Annotated in this window: 19 protein-coding genes; 4 read left to right on the top strand and 15 right to left on the bottom strand. The window is 60.0% G+C overall.

Annotation, left to right across the window (positions count from 1 at the left end; translation table 11 throughout):
- Window positions 1-41 precede the first annotated feature (41 nt).
- Window positions 42-752: an enoyl-CoA hydratase/isomerase family protein gene (locus tag ACFQ6H_RS13695; RefSeq protein WP_378646607.1), complete on the bottom strand. Its 711-nt coding sequence runs from the start codon at window positions 750-752 to the stop codon at window positions 42-44.
- Between the two features lie 27 nt (window positions 753-779).
- The gene (locus tag ACFQ6H_RS13700) at window positions 780-1967 is read right to left on the bottom strand and encodes a zinc-dependent alcohol dehydrogenase (RefSeq protein ID WP_378646608.1); all 1188 of its coding nucleotides are present in this window, start codon (window positions 1965-1967) and stop codon (window positions 780-782) included.
- Between the two features lie 202 nt (window positions 1968-2169).
- On the opposite strand from ACFQ6H_RS13700, the gene ACFQ6H_RS13705 reads away from it, so the two are divergent.
- Window positions 2170-2316 carry a hypothetical protein gene (locus ACFQ6H_RS13705; RefSeq protein ID WP_378547393.1) on the top strand — a complete coding sequence of 49 codons (147 nt, stop codon included), beginning with the start codon at window positions 2170-2172 and terminating at the stop codon, window positions 2314-2316.
- Window positions 2317-2471: 155 nt separating this feature from the next.
- Here the strand turns inward: ACFQ6H_RS13705 and ACFQ6H_RS13710 are convergent, their stop codons facing one another.
- Together ACFQ6H_RS13710 and ACFQ6H_RS13715 are read right to left on the bottom strand one after the other, a co-directional pair.
- Complete coding sequence (locus tag ACFQ6H_RS13710; RefSeq protein WP_378646610.1) at window positions 2472-3110, bottom strand: PAS and ANTAR domain-containing protein; 639 nt, start codon at window positions 3108-3110, stop codon at window positions 2472-2474.
- Window positions 3111-3278: 168 nt separating this feature from the next.
- Window positions 3279-4154, bottom strand: a complete 876-nt coding sequence (locus tag ACFQ6H_RS13715; protein ID WP_378646612.1) for a haloalkane dehalogenase — start codon at window positions 4152-4154, stop codon at window positions 3279-3281.
- Window positions 4155-4216: 62 nt separating this feature from the next.
- On the opposite strand from ACFQ6H_RS13715, the gene ACFQ6H_RS13720 reads away from it, so the two are divergent.
- Window positions 4217-4675 (top strand): MarR family winged helix-turn-helix transcriptional regulator, encoded by a 459-nt coding sequence (locus tag ACFQ6H_RS13720; protein ID WP_378646614.1) that lies wholly within the window; start codon window positions 4217-4219, stop codon window positions 4673-4675.
- Between the two features lie 125 nt (window positions 4676-4800).
- Here ACFQ6H_RS13720 and ACFQ6H_RS13725 read toward each other — a convergent pair whose 3' ends face one another.
- The 3 genes from ACFQ6H_RS13725 to ACFQ6H_RS13735 all read right to left on the bottom strand — a co-directional run bounded on the left by ACFQ6H_RS13725 (window position 4801) and on the right by ACFQ6H_RS13735 (window position 7198).
- Entirely contained in the window at window positions 4801-5415 is a 615-nt protein-coding gene (locus ACFQ6H_RS13725) for a hypothetical protein (RefSeq protein ID WP_378646615.1), read from the bottom strand.
- Window positions 5416-5464: 49 nt separating this feature from the next.
- The gene (locus ACFQ6H_RS13730) at window positions 5465-6253 is read right to left on the bottom strand and encodes a hypothetical protein (RefSeq protein ID WP_378646617.1); all 789 of its coding nucleotides are present in this window, start codon (window positions 6251-6253) and stop codon (window positions 5465-5467) included.
- 72 nt (window positions 6254-6325) lie between these two features.
- Window positions 6326-7198 (bottom strand): hypothetical protein, encoded by an 873-nt coding sequence (locus ACFQ6H_RS13735; RefSeq protein WP_378646618.1) that lies wholly within the window; start codon window positions 7196-7198, stop codon window positions 6326-6328.
- A 385-nt stretch (window positions 7199-7583) separates the two neighbouring features.
- Between ACFQ6H_RS13735 and ACFQ6H_RS13740 the strand changes: the two genes are divergently transcribed.
- Window positions 7584-8960, top strand: a complete 1377-nt coding sequence (locus tag ACFQ6H_RS13740) for a wax ester/triacylglycerol synthase family O-acyltransferase (protein WP_378635049.1) — start codon at window positions 7584-7586, stop codon at window positions 8958-8960.
- A 13-nt stretch (window positions 8961-8973) separates the two neighbouring features.
- Here ACFQ6H_RS13740 and ACFQ6H_RS13745 read toward each other — a convergent pair whose 3' ends face one another.
- From ACFQ6H_RS13745 to ACFQ6H_RS13770, 6 genes are all read right to left on the bottom strand, one after another.
- Window positions 8974-10185, bottom strand: a complete 1212-nt coding sequence (locus tag ACFQ6H_RS13745; RefSeq protein WP_378646620.1) for a serine hydrolase domain-containing protein — start codon at window positions 10183-10185, stop codon at window positions 8974-8976.
- A gap of 74 nt (window positions 10186-10259) precedes the next feature.
- Window positions 10260-11585 carry an MFS transporter gene (locus ACFQ6H_RS13750; RefSeq protein WP_378646622.1) on the bottom strand — a complete coding sequence of 442 codons (1326 nt, stop codon included), beginning with the start codon at window positions 11583-11585 and terminating at the stop codon, window positions 10260-10262.
- A gap of 132 nt (window positions 11586-11717) precedes the next feature.
- On the bottom strand, window positions 11718-12050 hold the full coding sequence (locus tag ACFQ6H_RS13755; RefSeq protein ID WP_378646624.1) for a DUF202 domain-containing protein: 333 nt from the start codon (window positions 12048-12050) through the stop codon (window positions 11718-11720).
- Entirely contained in the window at window positions 12047-12376 is a 330-nt protein-coding gene (locus tag ACFQ6H_RS13760; protein WP_378535611.1) for a YidH family protein, read from the bottom strand. Before ACFQ6H_RS13760 ends, ACFQ6H_RS13755 begins: the two co-directional genes overlap by 4 nt.
- Before the next feature lie 100 nt (window positions 12377-12476).
- Window positions 12477-13661: an acyl-CoA dehydrogenase family protein gene (locus ACFQ6H_RS13765; RefSeq protein ID WP_378646625.1), complete on the bottom strand. Its 1185-nt coding sequence runs from the start codon at window positions 13659-13661 to the stop codon at window positions 12477-12479.
- Window positions 13662-13673: 12 nt separating this feature from the next.
- Window positions 13674-15230: a long-chain fatty acid--CoA ligase gene (locus tag ACFQ6H_RS13770; RefSeq protein WP_378646627.1), complete on the bottom strand. Its 1557-nt coding sequence runs from the start codon at window positions 15228-15230 to the stop codon at window positions 13674-13676.
- Between the two features lie 114 nt (window positions 15231-15344).
- Between ACFQ6H_RS13770 and ACFQ6H_RS13775 the strand changes: the two genes are divergently transcribed.
- Window positions 15345-15953, top strand: coding sequence for a TetR/AcrR family transcriptional regulator (locus ACFQ6H_RS13775; RefSeq protein ID WP_378535617.1), 609 nt, complete (start codon window positions 15345-15347; stop codon window positions 15951-15953).
- Here the strand turns inward: ACFQ6H_RS13775 and ACFQ6H_RS13780 are convergent.
- Window positions 15950-17110: a CaiB/BaiF CoA transferase family protein gene (locus tag ACFQ6H_RS13780; protein WP_378646629.1), complete on the bottom strand. Its 1161-nt coding sequence runs from the start codon at window positions 17108-17110 to the stop codon at window positions 15950-15952. The two genes, ACFQ6H_RS13775 and ACFQ6H_RS13780, sit on opposite strands and share 4 nt — an antisense overlap.
- A gap of 138 nt (window positions 17111-17248) precedes the next feature.
- Window positions 17249-18109, bottom strand: coding sequence for a hypothetical protein (locus ACFQ6H_RS13785; protein WP_378646630.1), 861 nt, complete (start codon window positions 18107-18109; stop codon window positions 17249-17251).
- Between the last annotated feature and the right edge of the window lie 17 nt (window positions 18110-18126).

Below are 18126 nucleotides of genomic sequence, written 5' to 3' on the forward strand. Positions count from 1 at the left end.
TCGAGCGTGTGTGAAGCGAGTACGACGATCGGTGGTATCGGTCAGTTGTCTTTCAGTATTACTTGCTTGTCGATTCCGACTACTGGCGATCGTAGGAGGGCCAACGGCTCGGCATACAGCAGTTCCTTGATCTCGTGGAGCGTGCGTCCACGAGTTCGAGTCAACGTGCGTGCGTAGTCGACCGCTGTCGAAAGTACATCGTCCGCAGCCGCGACTTGATCTACGAATCCTGCTGACATTGCCTCGATTCCGCCGTACCGCCTACCTGTGACGAGCGCGTCGTGGACTGTGCGTGTCGGAAGACGTGATGCCAGTAGAGCGATGCTTCCGGGTGCGTAACTCGCGCCTATAGTGATCCCTGGCAGGCAGAAGAAACCGCGATCCTCACGCATCACGATGTGATCGTGCGCGGCGGCCAGAATTGCACCACCGCCGAAGGTATGTCCCGGAATCGCGGCGACGGTGGGCATCGCAAACGTCAACAGTCGCGCGAACAAGGTTTGAACGCGGTCGATGTACCCATTGACCTGATCGGCGTTGTGCAGAATCCAATCTGTATCCAGCCCAGTGGAATAGAACTTGCCCTCAGCTGTCGTGACCAGCGCTCCCGGACCGTCGAAGTTCTCGACTTCGGTGAGGAGTCCCTCGACCTCGTCGAGCCACCGGGGATTGAACGGATTCGGCGTATCCGGCTCGCCTTCATTACCCAGGTGGAGGACAAATACTTCTCCGACGCGATCCAAATACGGCATATCGGGCGACAATACTGCGGAGTTGGATTAACCGTGCGGTTTCAGTTGGATCTTGACCGCGCCTTCCTGCTTCTTCTGGAAGATCTCGTAGGCGTGTGGCGCCTGATCGAGCGGGAGCTGATGAGTGGAAAAAGTGTCGACGCCGAGTGGGTCGTCGTCAGTGAGCAATGGCATGATGTCGTCTACCCACTTCTTGACGTTCGCCTGGCCCATCCTGAGCTGAATCTGCTTGTCGAACATGGTCATCAGCGGTAGTGGATCAACCATTCCGCCGTAGACACCGATCAGAGAAATGGTTCCCCCGCGCCGAACGATGTCGATGGCCGAATAGACGGCACCGAGGCGATCGATCCCTGCGGTGCGCATCGCCGGCGCGGCAAGAACATCGGGAAGGAGTCCGACGAACTGCTGCGCGAGCTTTCCGATCGGAGACCCGTGCGCTTCCATGCCGACAGCGTCGATCACCGAATCGGTTCCGCGTCCGTTTGTCGCGTCTCTGACAGCATCGCCGATCTTGCTGCCGTAGTCGTCCAGGTTGAGGGTCTCGATACCGCGTTCGGCAACGCGCGCAAGGCGTTCGGGTACACGATCCACGCCGATCACCCGAAATCCCTTGTGGTGCGCGATGCGAGCAGCCAAGTCGCCGATCGGTCCGAGGCCGAGGATTGTCACGGATCCACCCGGCGGGATGTCGGCGTATTCGACTGACTGCCAGGCAGTGGGAAGCACGTCGGAGAGATAGACGAATCGTGAATCCGCCGGACCTTCGGGAACTTTGATGTGTGTGAAGTGTGCCTGCGGGACTCGTAGGTATTCAGCCTGACCACCTGGCACCGATCCGTACAGCTCGGAGAAGCCGAACAACGCGGCGCCCGTTCCCTGATCGCGGACCTGAGTCGTTTCGCACTGGGTATAGAGACTCGAATCGCACATGAAGCAATTGCCGCACGAGATCTGGAACGGGATCACGACGCGATCGCCTATCTCGAGATTCGTGACATCCGATCCGACTTCTTCGACGATGCCCATCGGTTCGTGACCGAGAATGTCGCCCGCATTCATGAAGGCACCCAGAGTCTCGTACAGATGCAGATCCGATCCGCAGATGTTCGTCGTGGTGACCTTGATGATCGCGTCGGTGGGCTCGATGATCGTGGGGTCCGGAACCGTATCGACGCTTACTTTCCGTTTGCCTTGCCAAGTCACTGCGCGCACTGGGATCGACCTCTCATCGTGGAAATGCTGTTCGCTGTCACCTGCCCGAAAGTGCTGAAATGCAAACAAATCGGTGAGGGTTGCGAGAAGTGCTGAGAGCGTTAGATTGAGAGGGCGGTGGGCTTGACGTTCTTGCAAGGCCGCGCGCTGTATGACTGACACGACCAGATGACTGACACGATCAGATGACGGGGATGACCGCATGACCGAGAAGGACAATAACGACCAGTCGCCCAAGGGCGGGCACCCAGGGCCCGTCGACAAGGGCGGCGACGGCGGAATGGCAACTCGCGAACAAGCACCTGAACTGGTCGAGGAGACCTCCGACAAGAAGTCTGGCGACAAGTAGTTTCCTTTTACTCCGTGTTGGGTAACAACGGGGATAGGCCGCATCGGACCGTCCCGGAATCAATGCGGGCGAGGTTCCTCGAGGTTGAGCAGCCAGCCACGGGAACCGCCTTGGACAGATCCCTCAGCCCAGTCGCCATTCAACCCTGTTGTCGTTCAACCCTGTAACAGCAAGTGATCGAATCGGGTCCGCAATGGTGTCGGTACCCGGAATTCATCCAGCGTTCGCACTATCAACTGCTCGGCGACATCCCTGAGTTTCACGTTCGTCTCTTGAGAACGCCACACGAGGATGTCGAAGGCGCGATCGGCGGAAATGCCGTAGATCACCATGAGCATGCCTTTGGCTTGCTCGATCACTCCGCGAGAGACCGTGATTTCGTTGACCAGTTCGTCGACAGATGCTTTTACCGTGCTGTCCAGGGTTTCGGTGACGTCGATGTAGAAGCCCGAGCTACCCACCACTTCACCTGACTCGGCCACGACGCTGTCTCCGACGACGATTACCGAGTGTGTGTCCCCGGCAGTGTCGATAATCCTGTGCCGGCTGCTGAACGGGCCGCCCGACGTGCGTATGGCGAGCAGAGTCTGCGCAACGTGTTTTCGATCGTCAGGATGCTTGTGCGAGAGCATCAATTCAGTCGTTGGGTCTACTTGTCCGGGTGCATAGCCGTGAATCCGCGCGACCTCGTCCGACCACTCCCACCGATCGCCGCTTCGGTGATAGAGAAACCCGCCCACTCTGTGTGGAGCCCCCAATTCCGAGGTCTGTCCCAGCCCGTCCTCACTTACCACCCACGCCCCCTCGTTCTCGACCTCGTCCCAACCGGCGTACTCGCCAGTTAGTTATATCGGACAAATCCGGCGGAGGTGGTGTCGGTCCCACATTTCGGAGCAAGGTCTGGGCCGCTACCGCACGCGTTGGCGAAACGACGCTCGGAGCGCTTGGGCGACGGAGTCCAGTCACTCGCGGCTGAAACGGTGTTGCCGCTGTGTCCATTCGGTGATTGCCGCGGCGATTGCCGAGGGCTGATCCTCGGGGGCGAGATGCCCTGCGGGACCGCACTCGGTCACCTCGAGGTTCGCGATGTTCGATCGACTCCACGCGACTTCGTCGGGTCCGATCATGAGAAGTTCGGCGGGGCCGCTGAAGGTGAGAAGGAGTTTGGGTACCTCGGTGCTTTCCGCGAGCCATTCGCTGTACGCCGACACACGTGCATCCACTTCAGCGGGACTTCCTTCGATGGGGAAGGATCGTGGCCACGCGAGAAGGGGCCGGCGGCTCTCACGTGAGGGGTAAGGGGCACGATAGGCGTCGACATCTGTTTCGGACAGGCCGCCGAGAACTGTTCTGTGAAGCGCGATTTCGAGGAAGAAGTTCTCGTCGAGTACCTTCGTCTCGCCGGTCCCAGGGGCTCTCAGCGCCTCGATCCGTGCTCGTGCGTCTCCCGGGAAGTGCTCGTCCCAGGTCATCGGACGCAGGATCGTTTCGAAGAGTGCCACACCTCGGACGCGATCGGGGTGACGGGTAGCCCAGTCGAGTGCGAGTGCTCCACCCCAGTCGTGCCCGACGAGTACGACGTCGTCGAGCTCCATCGCGTCGAACCAGGCATCGAGGTAGCGGGCGGTATCGAGGAAACCGTAGTCGATTGCGGGCTTGCCGGACGCGCCCATTCCGATGAGGTCGGGAGCAAGTGCGTGGCCGGTATTTCCTATGTGTGGCAGTATGTTTCGCCACACATATGAAGATGTGGGATTTCCGTGGATCAGCACGAAGGGTGCGCCTTCGCCGCACGAGCTGTAAGCCATGGTCGAGTCGAGCACGGAAATTGTGGGCATTGCGACTCCTCAAATAGTTTCCATATACTCTAATTGAGATAGTAGCCATGTACTCTATATGTATGCAAGATCGAGAAACATGGACTACAGGGTCGCTGGTGTGGCATCTTGCCCTGCGCTGGCGGGCGGGAGTTGACAGAGCGATCGCGCATCTCGGGTTGACTCACGCCCAGTATTCGGTGCTTGCGTCACTCCACGGTCTCGTGAATGAGGGGGAGAGGCCAAGTCAGCGAGAACTTGCCGCACAGACAGGGTTGCAGCGAATCTACATATCCAAGCTCGTGCGAGCTTTGGAGAAGGGCGGATTTGTTGTCAGCGAACGTGACAGTCGCGATGCTCGCGCCGTTTGCCTCGATCTCAGCGACGAGGGAAAACGGGTTATCGTGCTCGCCAAAGACATTGTCCGCGAATTGGACGCGGAAAATACTCGCGTACTGACAAAAACCGGCGGACGTGAGCTTGCCGAACTTCACCGCGCCCTCGGTGCGCTACTCGACGCCACCGAAGCCGGAGATGAATAACGCCCTGATCCACTTCGAAGCGCAACCGATGGTGGTCGTGTGCGGATCCGCGCCGTCGGACGCTCGTTGGGGGACCGACGGAAGCGTCGATCCCCCAACGAGATTTGCTGTCTACCTGTCGATCCTCACGGTGTCACGTTGATCGGCGAGGCCGACGCGAACTGCAGTGTGCCCGACATCGTTGCCGTGCCAGTGGCCGCGGCGGGGCAGACGGGCCCGGTACCGGTACGCGTGTAGTTCACAGTGCCGGTGTTGCTTGCCACGACGCGCTGGTTGGGAATATCGAAGGGCAGCGGTCCGATAGTGCTGGCGCCGACGGTGACTGTGCACGTGGATCCGGGCATCGTGACGACTGCGCCTCCTGCAGGAATGACGAGGGATCCCTGAGCCGATCCGGTGTCTGCCGAGACGTTCAACAGCCACGAGCCCGAGGTCGTGACCACGGCGGGTAGACCGTTGGCTTTGCATCCGGTCAGACTGGGGGTGCCGATATTGACGTTGACCCCGCCGGTGCCGGTGTTGGCGTTACCCGGTGCCGCTGGGATGGTTCCGGAGCCCGTCGTACTGGAGCAGGTAAGTGTGATCGTTCCTGTCTTGATGCTGAGATTGCTACTCGAAGCAGTCACGGCTTGACCCGCTGGAGTGACGACGGTCGAAGCCAGAGCGGTGCCGGCTGCGACTGTAATCGCGGCTGCTGCGGCAGCTGTGACGAAGGTGGTGCGGCGAACTGCATGGGACATCGATATCTCCTTGTTGTCGGTGATACTTCGTGAGTCGCCGGTGCTTGCTCTACTGCGTCCGCAGGCTGTCGGCGCCGATGTTGAACACATCGCTTGTGGTGGTCAAAGAGTTGTGACCACTTGAAGACGGAACGTTCGCGCGAAGATTGACGGCCCAATTCAATGCGCCGAACAATCCGCAGCCAGATGCGCCCGGTACTGCGAAAGTCTCGTCGGCGTGCATCACGTTTCTGACGGCGGCGGTATCCGGAAATCCTGGGACTTCCTCGAGGACACCATTTTCGGACACTCCGAGTTTGAACATGATCGGGTTACTCGCAGAACCCAGATAGCAGTTTGTCCCGAGCAAAGGGTTGGAAATCTTCAATCTGGCCGGAAGTGTGACGCCGAGTTGGAATGCGTCGACTGTCGGCAACGCGACCGGCTCGACAGTCGCCTTGATAGTGGTCAGGCCGCCGGGAAACGGTATACCGAGTCCGAAGATCCCGCCCGGCACCTCGATGGGGGTCGAATAGACGCCTTTGGTGCCGTCAGTGGGAGGAATGAAGATCTGGTCGAACCCGAATTCTGCGTCGGGGTTCTCGCGATAGGCGACACCACCGGCGATATTCAACGAGCCGGAAGGAATCGGTACTTTGAGTCCGTTGATGTTCATTTCGCCGCCCTTGACGACGACGTCGACGCAGGTGCTTGTCTCCGGATTGGCAATCGGGCACTTTCCCCAACCTCCGAACGGTACGTTGGGCAGCGGAGCCGCCGTCGCGGTTGACACCGCCCCGAGAGTGAGGACTCCTGCTGCGACGACAGCGAGCACGGCTCTGAATCGTATTGTGCGCATGGACAAGTGAGCTCCGTTCGGGGTGAGAAATCTTTCGGCGCTGACGGTTCCGGTTGGTCGGGAGGTGGATTGCTAGTTGGCACTACGTTCGGCGATGACGGCAGCGGGCTCGGGTGAGCCGGCCGGCTGAGGCCTGAGGCTGTCGGCACCGATGTTGTAGACGTCACTCGTTGTGGTCAGGGAGTTGGAGGTGGTGGACGAGGGAAGCCCGGCGCGCCAGTTCACGATGGGATTCAGCACGCCGAACGGGCCACATCCCGAAGCCGTCGGGACCGCGAAGGGCTGTCCGGTGTGTCCGGTGTTTCGAACGACCGCGGTGTCCGGGAAACCTGGAACTTCCTCGAGGACACCGTATTCGGTCACATCCAGGTTGAGCTGGACGGGGTTGCTGTCCGAGCCCAGGTAGCACTTGCCGCCGAGTAGGGGGTTCGCGATCTTCAGTTTGACGGGTAGCTTCACACCAAGCTGAAATGCATCCACGGTGGGGAGTGCAGAAGTCGACTCGACGGTGGCCGAGGCCTTGTTCAGTCCGAAGAGATTGTTGAACGGTAGGTCGATTCCGAGTGCGCCGCCGGGGATCTCGATGGGCTTGGCGTAGATCCCCCGACTGTTGTCGTTCGGCGGGATGAATACTTGGTCGAATCCGAATTCAGCCTCCGGATTCTCCCGGTAGGCAACTCCGCCGGCGATGCGCATCGCCCCGGCGGGGATACTGACGGAGAGCTTGCCGATCTTCATGTTTCCGCCGGTGACTGTGACGTCCATGCAGGTGCTGGTCTCGGGATTGTCGATCGGACATGAATCCCAACCGCCGAAGGGAGTCCCCGCAGTTGGGGCGGCGCTTGCAATACCTGCTGACAAGGCTCCCATCGCAGTGACGGTGGCGAGCACAGTTGCGGTGGCGAGCGCGCTGAAAGACCCACGCGACGTTGAACGTCGGGACATGTAATTCTCCTTAGGATGCAACCTCGTGAGTCGCGACGTCGCGACCAGTCGGATTGTGATGATCAGTGACGGTAGTCACGTGTGACTTGGATGTACAGACAATCCGCCACAATTCCGACAAAAGTAGGACAACGATCGGCTCCGCTACTACTTGTGGGCGTGGGCATTGAAATTCGTTGCAGTGCTATGTGTCTCATCATTCACTCGCGAATCGACGTGAAATGCTACGGCCGAAATAGCGTTCGTCGACCGGAACATCAGACTCCCGCCAAAATCGAGTAGTCAATGTTTTGCCAGAGTCATCAATGTGGGGAGTCAGGGCGAGTAACTTGTCGAACAGCGGCTGACTGGTGCACCGGTCAGCCGCCTGAGAGAACGGATCGCCATGACGCTGATGCTGCCGCTCGACTCGATGTTCCTGCTGATGGAGTCACGGGAGCACCCCATGCACGTCGGTGGACTGTCACTATTCGTTCCACCGGAAGGGGACGACGGCGAATTCGCCAGATCGCTTTACCGTTCGCTCACCGACGTCGAGTCGATCCGCCCCCTCTTTCGCCGCAAGCCGGTGCAGTTCCTGTCGAACTTCGCGCCGGTGCGTTGGACGGAGGACGAGGACGTCGATCTCGAATATCACGTCCGGTTGCTTGCGCTGCCCAGGCCGGGTCGAGTCCGCGAGTTGTTGGAACTGACCTCGATGCTGCACGGCACGCTGCTCGATCGGCATCGGCCACTATGGGAGGCGTACGTCATCGAAGGCCTCGCCGACGGCCGAGTTGCCGTGTACATGAAGACACACCATGCGCTCATGGATGGTGTGTCCGCTGTTCAAGCGTGGTACCGCAGCCTCTCGTCGGATCCGCTCGATCGGCATTCGATGCCGCCGTGGGCGCAGCGCCCGTCTTCCGGTAGGGTCCGAGCCAGTCGCGGGCTGGACCTGCAGAGGCGGGTGGGCTCGGTGATCGACACCGTGCAAGATGTGGTCGGGGTGGGCCCTGCGATAGTGAACGCCGCTGCCTCGGCAGTGAAGGATCACGTAGCGCCGTTGCCGTTCGCTGCTCCGAAATCGATCTTCAACGTCCCGATCACCGGAGCGAGACGTGTTGCCGCGCAGTCGTGGCCGATCGAGCGCCTGCGCAAGGTCAGCTGCGTTGCAGACGTGACGCTCAATGATGCGGTGTTGGCCATGTGCGCGGGCGCGCTACGACGCTATCTGATCGAACTGGACGAATTGCCGGACAAACCGTTGATCGCGATGGTGCCGGTATCTCTTCGCAAAGGCGAAACAGGTGAGGCTTCCGGCAATGCCGTAGGTGCGGTGTTGTGCGATCTGGCAACCGAATTGGCGGATCCGGCGGCCCGACTCCAGAGAGTTCACGACTCGATGAGTAGCGCCAAGTCCCTGATGTCGGGCCTGACGCCCCTGCAGATCACGGCTCTCAGTGCGTTGAACGTCGCGGGTCTCGGGTTACCGCTGATTCCTGGGTCCTCACGACTGATCACCGGTCGTCCGGTTTTCAATTTGGTGATTTCCAACGTCCCCGGCCCGACGACGACACGATACTGGAACGGCGCGAAGCTCGAGAGCTGCTATCCGGCGTCGATTCCGTTGGACGGGCAGGCAATGAACATCACCGTCATCGGTTACGCGGACACTATGCAGTTCGGGCTGGTCGGCTGCCGCCGTAATGTCCCCCACTTGCAACGACTCCTAGGTCACCTCGAGGAATCCTTGGGTGAGCTCGAATCTGCCGCCGGCTGAATGCACGAGAAACTCAGCCGGCGGTGGCCTCTCCGCGAGCGTTCGACACCAAATGAGTGCCGATCTGAAGGAACGCAGGTACGAAGTCCGGAGTGCCGATCGCGGGGGAAAGGATGTGGGCTCCGAAATGTGCGACCACGAATTCCAGGTCGCGCGAGATCAAGAGTCTCTGACCATGGATTCCGCTTGCCATGAACGATCCGAACGGATCATTGAGAATCCACCAGTAGTCGTGGTAGCTCATCGTGGCGGGTGAGTCGACAGCGGCGCGCGGGCTTCTGACCTCCGAGGGATAGCCTGCGGGCACACCGGCGGTCATAGATTGCGCAATACTCGGCGGGATCACCTGACGGTCCCCGACGGCGCCGTCACAGCGGATCATCTCACCCACTCGGGCCACGTCTCGAAGGGTCGCACTGAATCCGCCTGCCGCCATCTCCGTTCCGGCGGAGTCGACTATGTAGAACGCATCCTCTTCGGCCCCGATCCGTGACCAGACCAGCTCACTGAGTAGTTCGGCGAGTGAAGTTCCGGTCACGCGGCGCAGTATTTCTCCGACAGTCTCGACATTGCCGTTCTCGTAGCGGAATTCGACGCCAGTCGGGCCCGCGGTGCGTGCTGTGGCGAGGTGCTCGAGAATGGTCTCCGGGCCGCGGTAATTCGCGGGGCGCAGCTTCGGGGCGACTACGGCCCAGAAACGGCTGGCTTCGATGGTGCGATAGAACGGCCGACCGTCGTACGTTACATCAGTGCCCATGTGTAGAAGGTCCTGAATCTGATTGTCTCCGAACGCAGTTCCTGCCAACTCGGGAATGAATTTCGACGCCCGATCGTCGCGGTCGAACAACCCTTGTGCTTCGACCAGTGCAGCCATCAAACCGACGTAGGATTTCGCCATCGATGCATTGAGGTGCGGTTCGTGTGGTTTGCAACCGTGCAAGTAGCTCTCGTACACGATGCGTCCTCGATGCAGCACGACGATACCGTCGCTATGCGCACCCGCGAGGAACTCGGACACCGTCTGCTTCGGCTGATCCGGAAGGTTCAACGTGACACCGGATAGATCCGTTTCGTCGGTCGGGAGGGTCCATTTGGGTCCGTCGCCGCGCCACACACGGCGGGTAGCAACCATCTCTCGTATGGTTGTGGCTTGTTGGCGCACGTCGGCCGGGTCGGTGAATCCGCGCGCCCAGGGAATGTCATCCGTTGCTATGTTTCGTGTCATCTGAGGTCTTCTTCCGTCTTGATTGCCGAGTTGGAGTGTTGATCGCCGAGTTCGCAGTTGATGATCTGAATTGCCTAGTGCCGAAGCGCATTCTGTTCATGTAGGGGGTTGGCGGATGGCTTGGCGAGTAGGGCTGCGCTGTCGCGGGCGTACGGGCGATACAGTGCGCCTGAAGCGACCCCGTTGACGGTGGTCAGCACTACGGTGACGATGAAGAGTGCGCCTTGCAATCCGATTCTGTCGCCGAGGGTTCCGACCAAGACGGCGTATCCGGCGTAGGCCAGCGCTTCGACTGTCGAGACGGAAACCGCAAAGGCCAGGGCTCGCAGTTCCGGACGGACTACAGCCATGATGATCGGCCGATTGACCACTGGAACCTGACCTTGAAGGACGCCGACGATCCCGAACAAGACCGCGTAGACGCCGATGCTGTTCCAGGAAATCTGCGTAGCGATCAGTGCTGCGGCCGCGAATCCGAGTTGGCTGGCCTGCAGCATGATGATGCGGCCGCTTCGGGGTCGTTTGACGTGTACGGCGTCGTTGACTCGCCCGCCGACGAACGTGCCGAGCAGGTACCCGATTGCGAAGGGCGGTGCGATGATCGAAGCAGTTGCGGTCGTGAATCCGTGCTCCTCGACGAGAAATACGATGCTGAAGCTCATGATGACGTTCTGGCCGGAGAATACGCGTTGTACGAGTATGTATCGGAATGTCTTGACAGCGAGTAGCTCTCGTATCCCTTCACGCCAGAATCTTGCTTTGGCACCGAGATCGTCGGCGGTCGTCTGTGCATGCGCGTCGGCGGATTCAGGATCGTCGAGGAAAAGCATGATCAGCACACCGATGGCGATGCAGATTGCACCGGTGATTATGTATCCGTAGCGCCATCCATCTTCGAAGCGCGACAAAAGCCCGAATATCGGGGCGGTCGCGCCGGTGATGACGGCGACGCCGCCATATACCAATCCCGTTGCGCGGCCCCTCCGGGCGTCCTCGTACAGATCTCCGAGGATGGACAATGCAATCGAGCCGGCGCCGGCGAAACCTGCGGCGCCGATCGCATAGAGGACGAGAAACTGAGTGAAGCTGCCGGACAATCCGGCCAGGATTACCCAGATACCCCAGAACCCTGAACAGATGGCAAGTACCGACTTACGAGAATATCGTCGGGCCAAGAACGCCCAGGGGATTGCCGTGAAGACCCCGACGGCCTTGGCCACTGCAACGATCGTGCCGAGCGCCGCCGATGACAATCCCATGGCCTCGCGCATGAGAGGGAAGAGCACGGACGTCACGCTGCTTTCGGCGTTGTCCATTGCCGTCGAACCGGTCAGCAGTGCGAGATTCTTTCCCCGGCGACCGCGTTGAAACTGGGTAGGTGACGCAACTTCTGTGGTCATGGGTTCCCTCTCGAAATACGCCGATGATTTCGTGGCGCGGTGTAGCTGCGCGCGGCGGTCGACTGTGCACTGAGTCACAGCGAGCATTAGTGGAGAGAATATACATAAATAAACACTCTGTCTATCTATGGTTCAAAGTTGGATAACAAGGCTGGAGCCGAGTCCGGCAATCGCGATGCCGGCCGCCAGGGTTGCCATGATGGCGAGTGGCATTTCTCGAGAATCCCTGGGGTTCAGAATGAATCGACGATGTCGCACCCGTGCGCCCACTGTGATGCCGACCGCCGTGGTGAGCAGTGTGACGAACACTGCGACGGATAGGACTGACGGGTGCAGGACGATTTCGCGGCCCGAAATCACTGACACCGACAAGGCGGAAAGTGCGGTGCGTCGCCAGGCGAGCACCGTTCGCTCTGGTTGCAATCCGGGCGGCTCGTTCTCCGCCACAACCTCGTTATCCGTCAAAACACCGTCATCCCTACACACAGGCCGGCGACCAGGCACACCCCGCCGACGACAAGCGCGATCATCGGTGACTTGGGGAGGGGTTGATCACGCCGCATTGCGGTTTGGACTGCTTTCCAATGTCTGAGGGCGCCGAGCGCTATCGCTGACGCCACGACGGTGCACACGATTCCGAGAAGTTTGTTCAGGCTGTTGTCATTCTCAGACCCGTAGAATTGGCCGACTGCGACGCCGCCGGCCAACAACCCCAACGCCGTTCGAATCCACGCCAGAAAAGTTCGCTCGTTGGCAAGGCTGAATCTGTAGTCCGGTTCGTTCTCGATCACAGGGATTGCCTCTGAAGCGTCGAGTGCCCGTCCGGCCGCCACATCGAGCGCGAGACGACCTGGCGGGCACGGAGTGGATACGCATTTGGATCAATGATGTTCAGGTGGTGAGTAATTGGCGCGCGATGCCATTCTTCTGAATCTCGGATGACCCGGTGAGGATTCGGAACATCCGCAACCTCTGGAACAGTGATTCGATCTCCGAACCACGGATGACCCCGGCCTTTCCGTGAATCTGAACTGCGTGGTCGGCGATGGTGAAGGCCTTCTCGGCAACGAACAGTTTGCACATGAATGCTTCGATTCGAGGACTTCGACCGGCGTCGAGTGCGTCGAGTGCGGCGTAGGTCATCGAGCGCGCGGCGTAGTAGTCCGTCGCCATGTCGGCGAGTTTGTGTTGAATGGACTGCAGCATCGCAAGAGGAGCGCCCTGCACCTGGCGAGTCTTGCTGTACTCCACCGACAGTTCCAGCGCTCGGCGGGCTCCGCCGAGGACGGTGGGGCAATGCAACAACCGGTTGACCGTGACTCGGCCGAGTCCGATTCGCAAGCCTTCGCCCACATTTCCGAGAAGCTGTTCCGGCCCCACGTAGCAGTCGTCGAGGATGATGTCCGCTTCGATGTGCTGACCGGACATCGGGACGTCACCGTCCGCCACTGTGCAGCCGGGAGAATCCAGGTCGACCAGAAAGGCAGAGTACGAATCCGGGCCGTCGCCGTCGGATGCCATCTTTGCGATCAGGACCGAAAAGTCGGCGAAGGGACCCGCGGAGGAGAACACCTTGTGGCCGTTCAGGCGCCAGCCGGCATCGTCCGGGGTTGCTGTGGTGAGCATGCCGCGAACGTCTGAACCTGCATCGTTCTCGGTGAGGGAGAAGCAGCACGCCTTCTCGCCGCGCAGTACCGGAATCAAGTACTTTTCCAACTGGTATTCGGTGGCGTACTGAAAGATCGACCCCGCGCGGAGTGGACCGCCCATGTCTCCGAGTACGGACGTCGCGAGGACCCGCGGCGATGCGCCGACCTCTTCTTTGAGCGCGGCGAGTTCCGTAAAGGTGAGGTTCTGGCCGCCGAGTTCAGTTGGGAGGTGGATCCCGTAGAAGCCGAGTTCGCGGCTGCGTCTCCACACTGGCTCGAGCGTCTCACGGATGTAGTGGGATTCTTGAGTGAGACCCAATTCGGCTTCGTACTCGGCGAGTTCGCCGTCGAGATAGTCGCGTAGACGCTCGACGAGCGATTGAAGCCTTGGGTTGTCTTCGTAGGTAGGGGTGAGAGCGAATGACATGTCTTTTTCCTGTCAGTTGACGTGACGGTCAGCGGTGGTCCAATAGGTTGCGCGAATCGCGCGGCGATCGATCTTGCCGTTTCGGTTGACGGGCAACGAATCTGCGAAGTCGACCGAACGCGGCTTCTTCATGCTTGCCAGACGGGTCGAGCAGTGCGCGATCAATTCCATTGCGGTGGTGTCAATGCCATCGCGGGTCACGACAACGGCTTTGACCACTTCTCCCCATTTCGGATCGGGAACTCCGACTACGCATACTTCGGAAACAGCAGGATGTTCGTACAGGGCTGCCTCTACCTCGCTGCAGTAGATGTTGAATCCGCCCGAGATGATCATGTCCTTCTTGCGGTCGACAATGAACAGGTAGCCGTCTTCGCGGAAATAGCCGACATCGCCCGTGTGGACCCAGCCGTTCTTGAACGTCTGAGCCGACAGTTCGGGTTCGCGGAAGTATTCGCGGACACAGTCCGGACCCCTGGCGACGATCTCGCCGATCGTGCCGGCCGGGACCTGTACGCCGTTGTCGTCGACCACTCGAACATCGGTGTCGTATGCCGGCCGACCGCACGAGAGAAGAAGCTCGGGGTCGGATTCGATACCGCGCACCACGTCTTCAGCGGTCAAAACAGTGACGACGCTGGTCGTTTCGCCGAGCCCGTACCCCTGGATGACGATGGGACCGAACAGCTTTACCGCGTCACGCAGCCGTTGTGGAGAAACAGGCGCGGCGCCTACGCCGATGCAGCGCAGAGAGCTCAGGTCGACGTCGGTAACCGACGGATGGTCCATCAGCAGGTTGAGCATCGTCGGGACCACCATGGTGGTGGTGATCCGCTCACGTTCGATGGTCTGCAGGAACGTCCTCGTGTCCCATGCCGGCAGGATCACCACGGCGGCGCCCCTGGCGAACATTCCGAGCATCACCATGCCGGAGGCGTGTGTGATCGGGCCGGGGGCGAGGTAGCGATCACCAACAGTCGGCGCGCCCTCCGGACTCATCAGTCGCTTGCGCATGTTCGCCAAGCGGTTGCCGTGACTCTGGACCGCAGCTTTGAGCTTGCCGGTGGATCCGGATGTGTAGTTGAGGACAGCCGGGGCGTCAATGTCGACGTCCACCTCGACGTTGTCTTCGCTGCCCCTTGCCGTCAGCTCGTGATAACTGTCCGCGCCGGGAGTCGAGGTGCTGTAGTCGATGACCCTGCAGTGCAGCCCGGCGTCGGCGACGACCTTCAGCGCCATGTCGGCGTGGGCGGCGTCGACGAAGAGAACACGCACGTCGGCGTCGGCGAGGATATGCGCGAGTTCGTCGGCTCCCAGTCGTGCGTTGATCGGTACCCTGACGAACCCTCCCTTGTACAAGGCCATTTCGGTCACCACGAGCTCCCCGCAGTTTCCGGCAAAGGTTCCGACCATGTGTCCGGGCCGTACCCCGGTCACTGCGAGAGCGGACGCGAGACGGTTTGCGGCCGTATCGAGCTCGCTGTAAGTCCACCGGCCTTCGCCGCAGACAAGGGCTTCGAGATCGGGGTAGAAGCTGGCGCTTCGGGCGAGATAAGTACCGAGGTTCATGAACACTCCAGAGAAAATTGACATCACGAATGTTAATGGACAGTCTGTCTATATTCGATCGTCCTGTCAATGTTGAACTATGCTGCGTTCAACAGTGCGAAGGAAGGGAAGCCAGTGCCTCCAGAAGACAGACGCGTCCGGCGTACCCGACGATTGCTGCGGGATGCCTTGGTCTCGCTCGTTCTGGAACGGGGATATGCGGGGATTACCGTCGAAGACATCACGGACCGCGCAGATTTGGGTCGGGCGACGTTCTACAGCCACTACACCGACAAAGACGACCTGCTCGGTCAAGTCGTGTCCGATCTGGCCGATGACTTACAAGAGCGACTCGGTCCACTCATTCCTGCGTCTTCGATCGGATTCACCGGCAAGCCCGTGCTCGAGATGTTCAGGCATGCCGCCGAGGAACGTGACGTCTACCGTGTGATTCTGCGTGGTGAGGGGGACGGCAAGGCGCTGCGAAAGTTCGTCGAAGACCGCAGCGTCGCCGCCGTGCGGATATTTTCCGCACGGGCGGAGGCGCTCGGAGTTACTCCGCGAATCGACATCGAAGTACTCTCGCGGGCATGGGTGGGTGAACAGATCGCGGTCATGCAGTGGTGGCTCGAGTCCGACCCGCCACCGCTGACCCCGGAAGAAGTCACCGAGATGCTGCTCGAACTTTCGTTGCGGGGTCGCTACTGGTCTTCGGGCTTCGATGGCGAATTGAAAGCGGACTAGTCGCTGTCACGGTTCGCTTCCGTGGCGGCTTCGTTGAGAACAGACTCGGTATGCTCGCCCACGTACGGAGTTGGAAGTCGAAAACTGTTCAGTCCCAAGCTGAATTGTGCCGGGAATCTCATCTGAGGCCAGCTTCCTCCATCGTCGTTCGAGACCTCGCAGAACAGGTTTCGAGCGACGACATGGGGATCGCTCATCAGTTGTCCGGTGTTGGTGAACACCGGCGCCCACGGGGCATTGATCGCAGTCAACGATGTTTCCCACCACTCATATGTTCGCGTACCAATGGTGGTGACCAGGAGTTCCCGCACCTCTTCCTTGTGCTGTGTTCGAGTCCGTCGATCGTCGTAGCACCGTGTGTTCAGTGCCGGAAACTCAGCGCTGAATGCTGTGCGGAACGCGATCCAGAACTTGTCTTCGAAAGTGGCAAGTGAAAGCAAACAACCGTCGGAAGTCTCGAAAATGTCATTGTCTCCCTGGACAGTTGGTGAATCGGTAGGGTTCTCGATATCTCGGATCATGAGCGCGAAAGGCGCGCACCAGGCGGTTGCAGCCTCGGCGAGGGAAATGTCTATGTGTTGTCCGCGTCCGTGCTTGTCCACGCTGGCGAGAGCAACCGAGATGGACAGTGCCGCGTACATCGAACCCACCAGATCGCCGGCCCGGATGCCAGGGCGGGTGACGACTCCGTCGGTGCACCCGGGAACTGCGAAAAAGCCGGAAAGGCCGAGGAAGTTCAATTCGTGCCCAGGCTTGTCGGCATAAGGTCCGGACTGCCCGTAACCGGTGATCGAACATAATACGATGCGTGGGTTGGCTTTTCGTAGTACGTCATAGCCGAGTCCCATGTGTGCCAGTACCTGCGGTCGGAACCCCTCGACCACTGCATCTGCAGTCTCGACCAGTCGAAGGAACGTCTTGCGATCGGGTTCGAGACGGAGATCGAGCGCAATCGACCGTTTGTTCCTGTTCAACGAGGCCATCCGTTCACCAGCAATACGGGTGGGATCAGGGCGGCTCGGGTCCTCGACCTTGACCACGTCGGCGCCCAGATCTGCAAGCAGCGTCGTCGCAAACGGGCCGGGCAGAAGTCGAGAGAGGTCGAGAACGCGCTTGCCGTGTAAGAAACTCCATTCCGGCGCGTTGTCACTGTCCATGTTCACACTCCGAAGACTGTCGAGGCAGTAGCCGATAGCGCCAAACCCTCATCGGCATGGCGTTGTTCGTAGCTGCTGGATTCCAGGATGATCAACCTGATCAATAAATGGCAGACTATCGATTAATGAACAGGATGTCTATGAATTGATTGCGGCGAGGTTTTGTTCTGCTTCGTCGACGCGACGCTCTGCGCCACGGAGTTCTTTCTCGGATTCTCGAACCGCAGCATCACGGGTCTTCTCGGCGTTCCGTGCGAACTGTCGTTGCTGCTCAGCGTGCTCGAGTTCGGCGCGCAGTTCTTCAACACGACGCTCGACGTCCGAAATCGTCGTTCTGGCTTCCTCGAGTTCGGCGGTCTCTGCCTTCACCCGGCGGCGGATCTCGTCGGCTTGCGCCGTGGCTTCCTTCAATTCTGCTTTTGCTCTGGCACGTTCGGCCTTCAGGTCCGGAGTTTTCGACTTCGGAGTCTGCGGCTCCTCATCCGCGGCGTGCTGCGGTGATTTCTCCTTCACCACGGCGAGCCCGGAGGGTCCGAAACCGCTGTAACTCGCGGCGGTCACCACCCGTCCGAGTCGGACCTGCGCGGCAGTCTCCTCGTCGGCCAGGGCGGCATTGAGCGTCTGCGCGACATCACGCAACGAATCCTCGCCGACGCTCTTTCCGCGTGAAGCAGCAATCTCACCGGATTTGTGCGCGAGACTCCGCACCACCTGCTGCCTCTGAGTCGTCAGTCGGCGCAGGTCCGGGCCCGACAGATGGCGCTGGGCGTCGCGTAGCGATTCGCCGAGCGCCAGAAGTGCATCCAGATCTTCCGGTAGATCGCGCGCAATGAGATTGACCAACCATCCCACGGTGGTCGGCTTCCGAAGTTTGCCGATCTCCGTCGCCAATGTGCGGTCGTTGTCCTCACGGGCAGCCTTTACATGATGTGTACGCGCCTCGACGAACTCGCCAGGGTCGAGGCCGTACAGCTCGTCGGCGACATCATCGAGGGTCACGTATCCATATTCGCACT

The organism is Rhodococcus sp. NPDC056506 (assembly GCF_042794945.1).
GTDB lineage: Bacteria > Actinomycetota > Actinomycetes > Mycobacteriales > Mycobacteriaceae > Rhodococcus_F.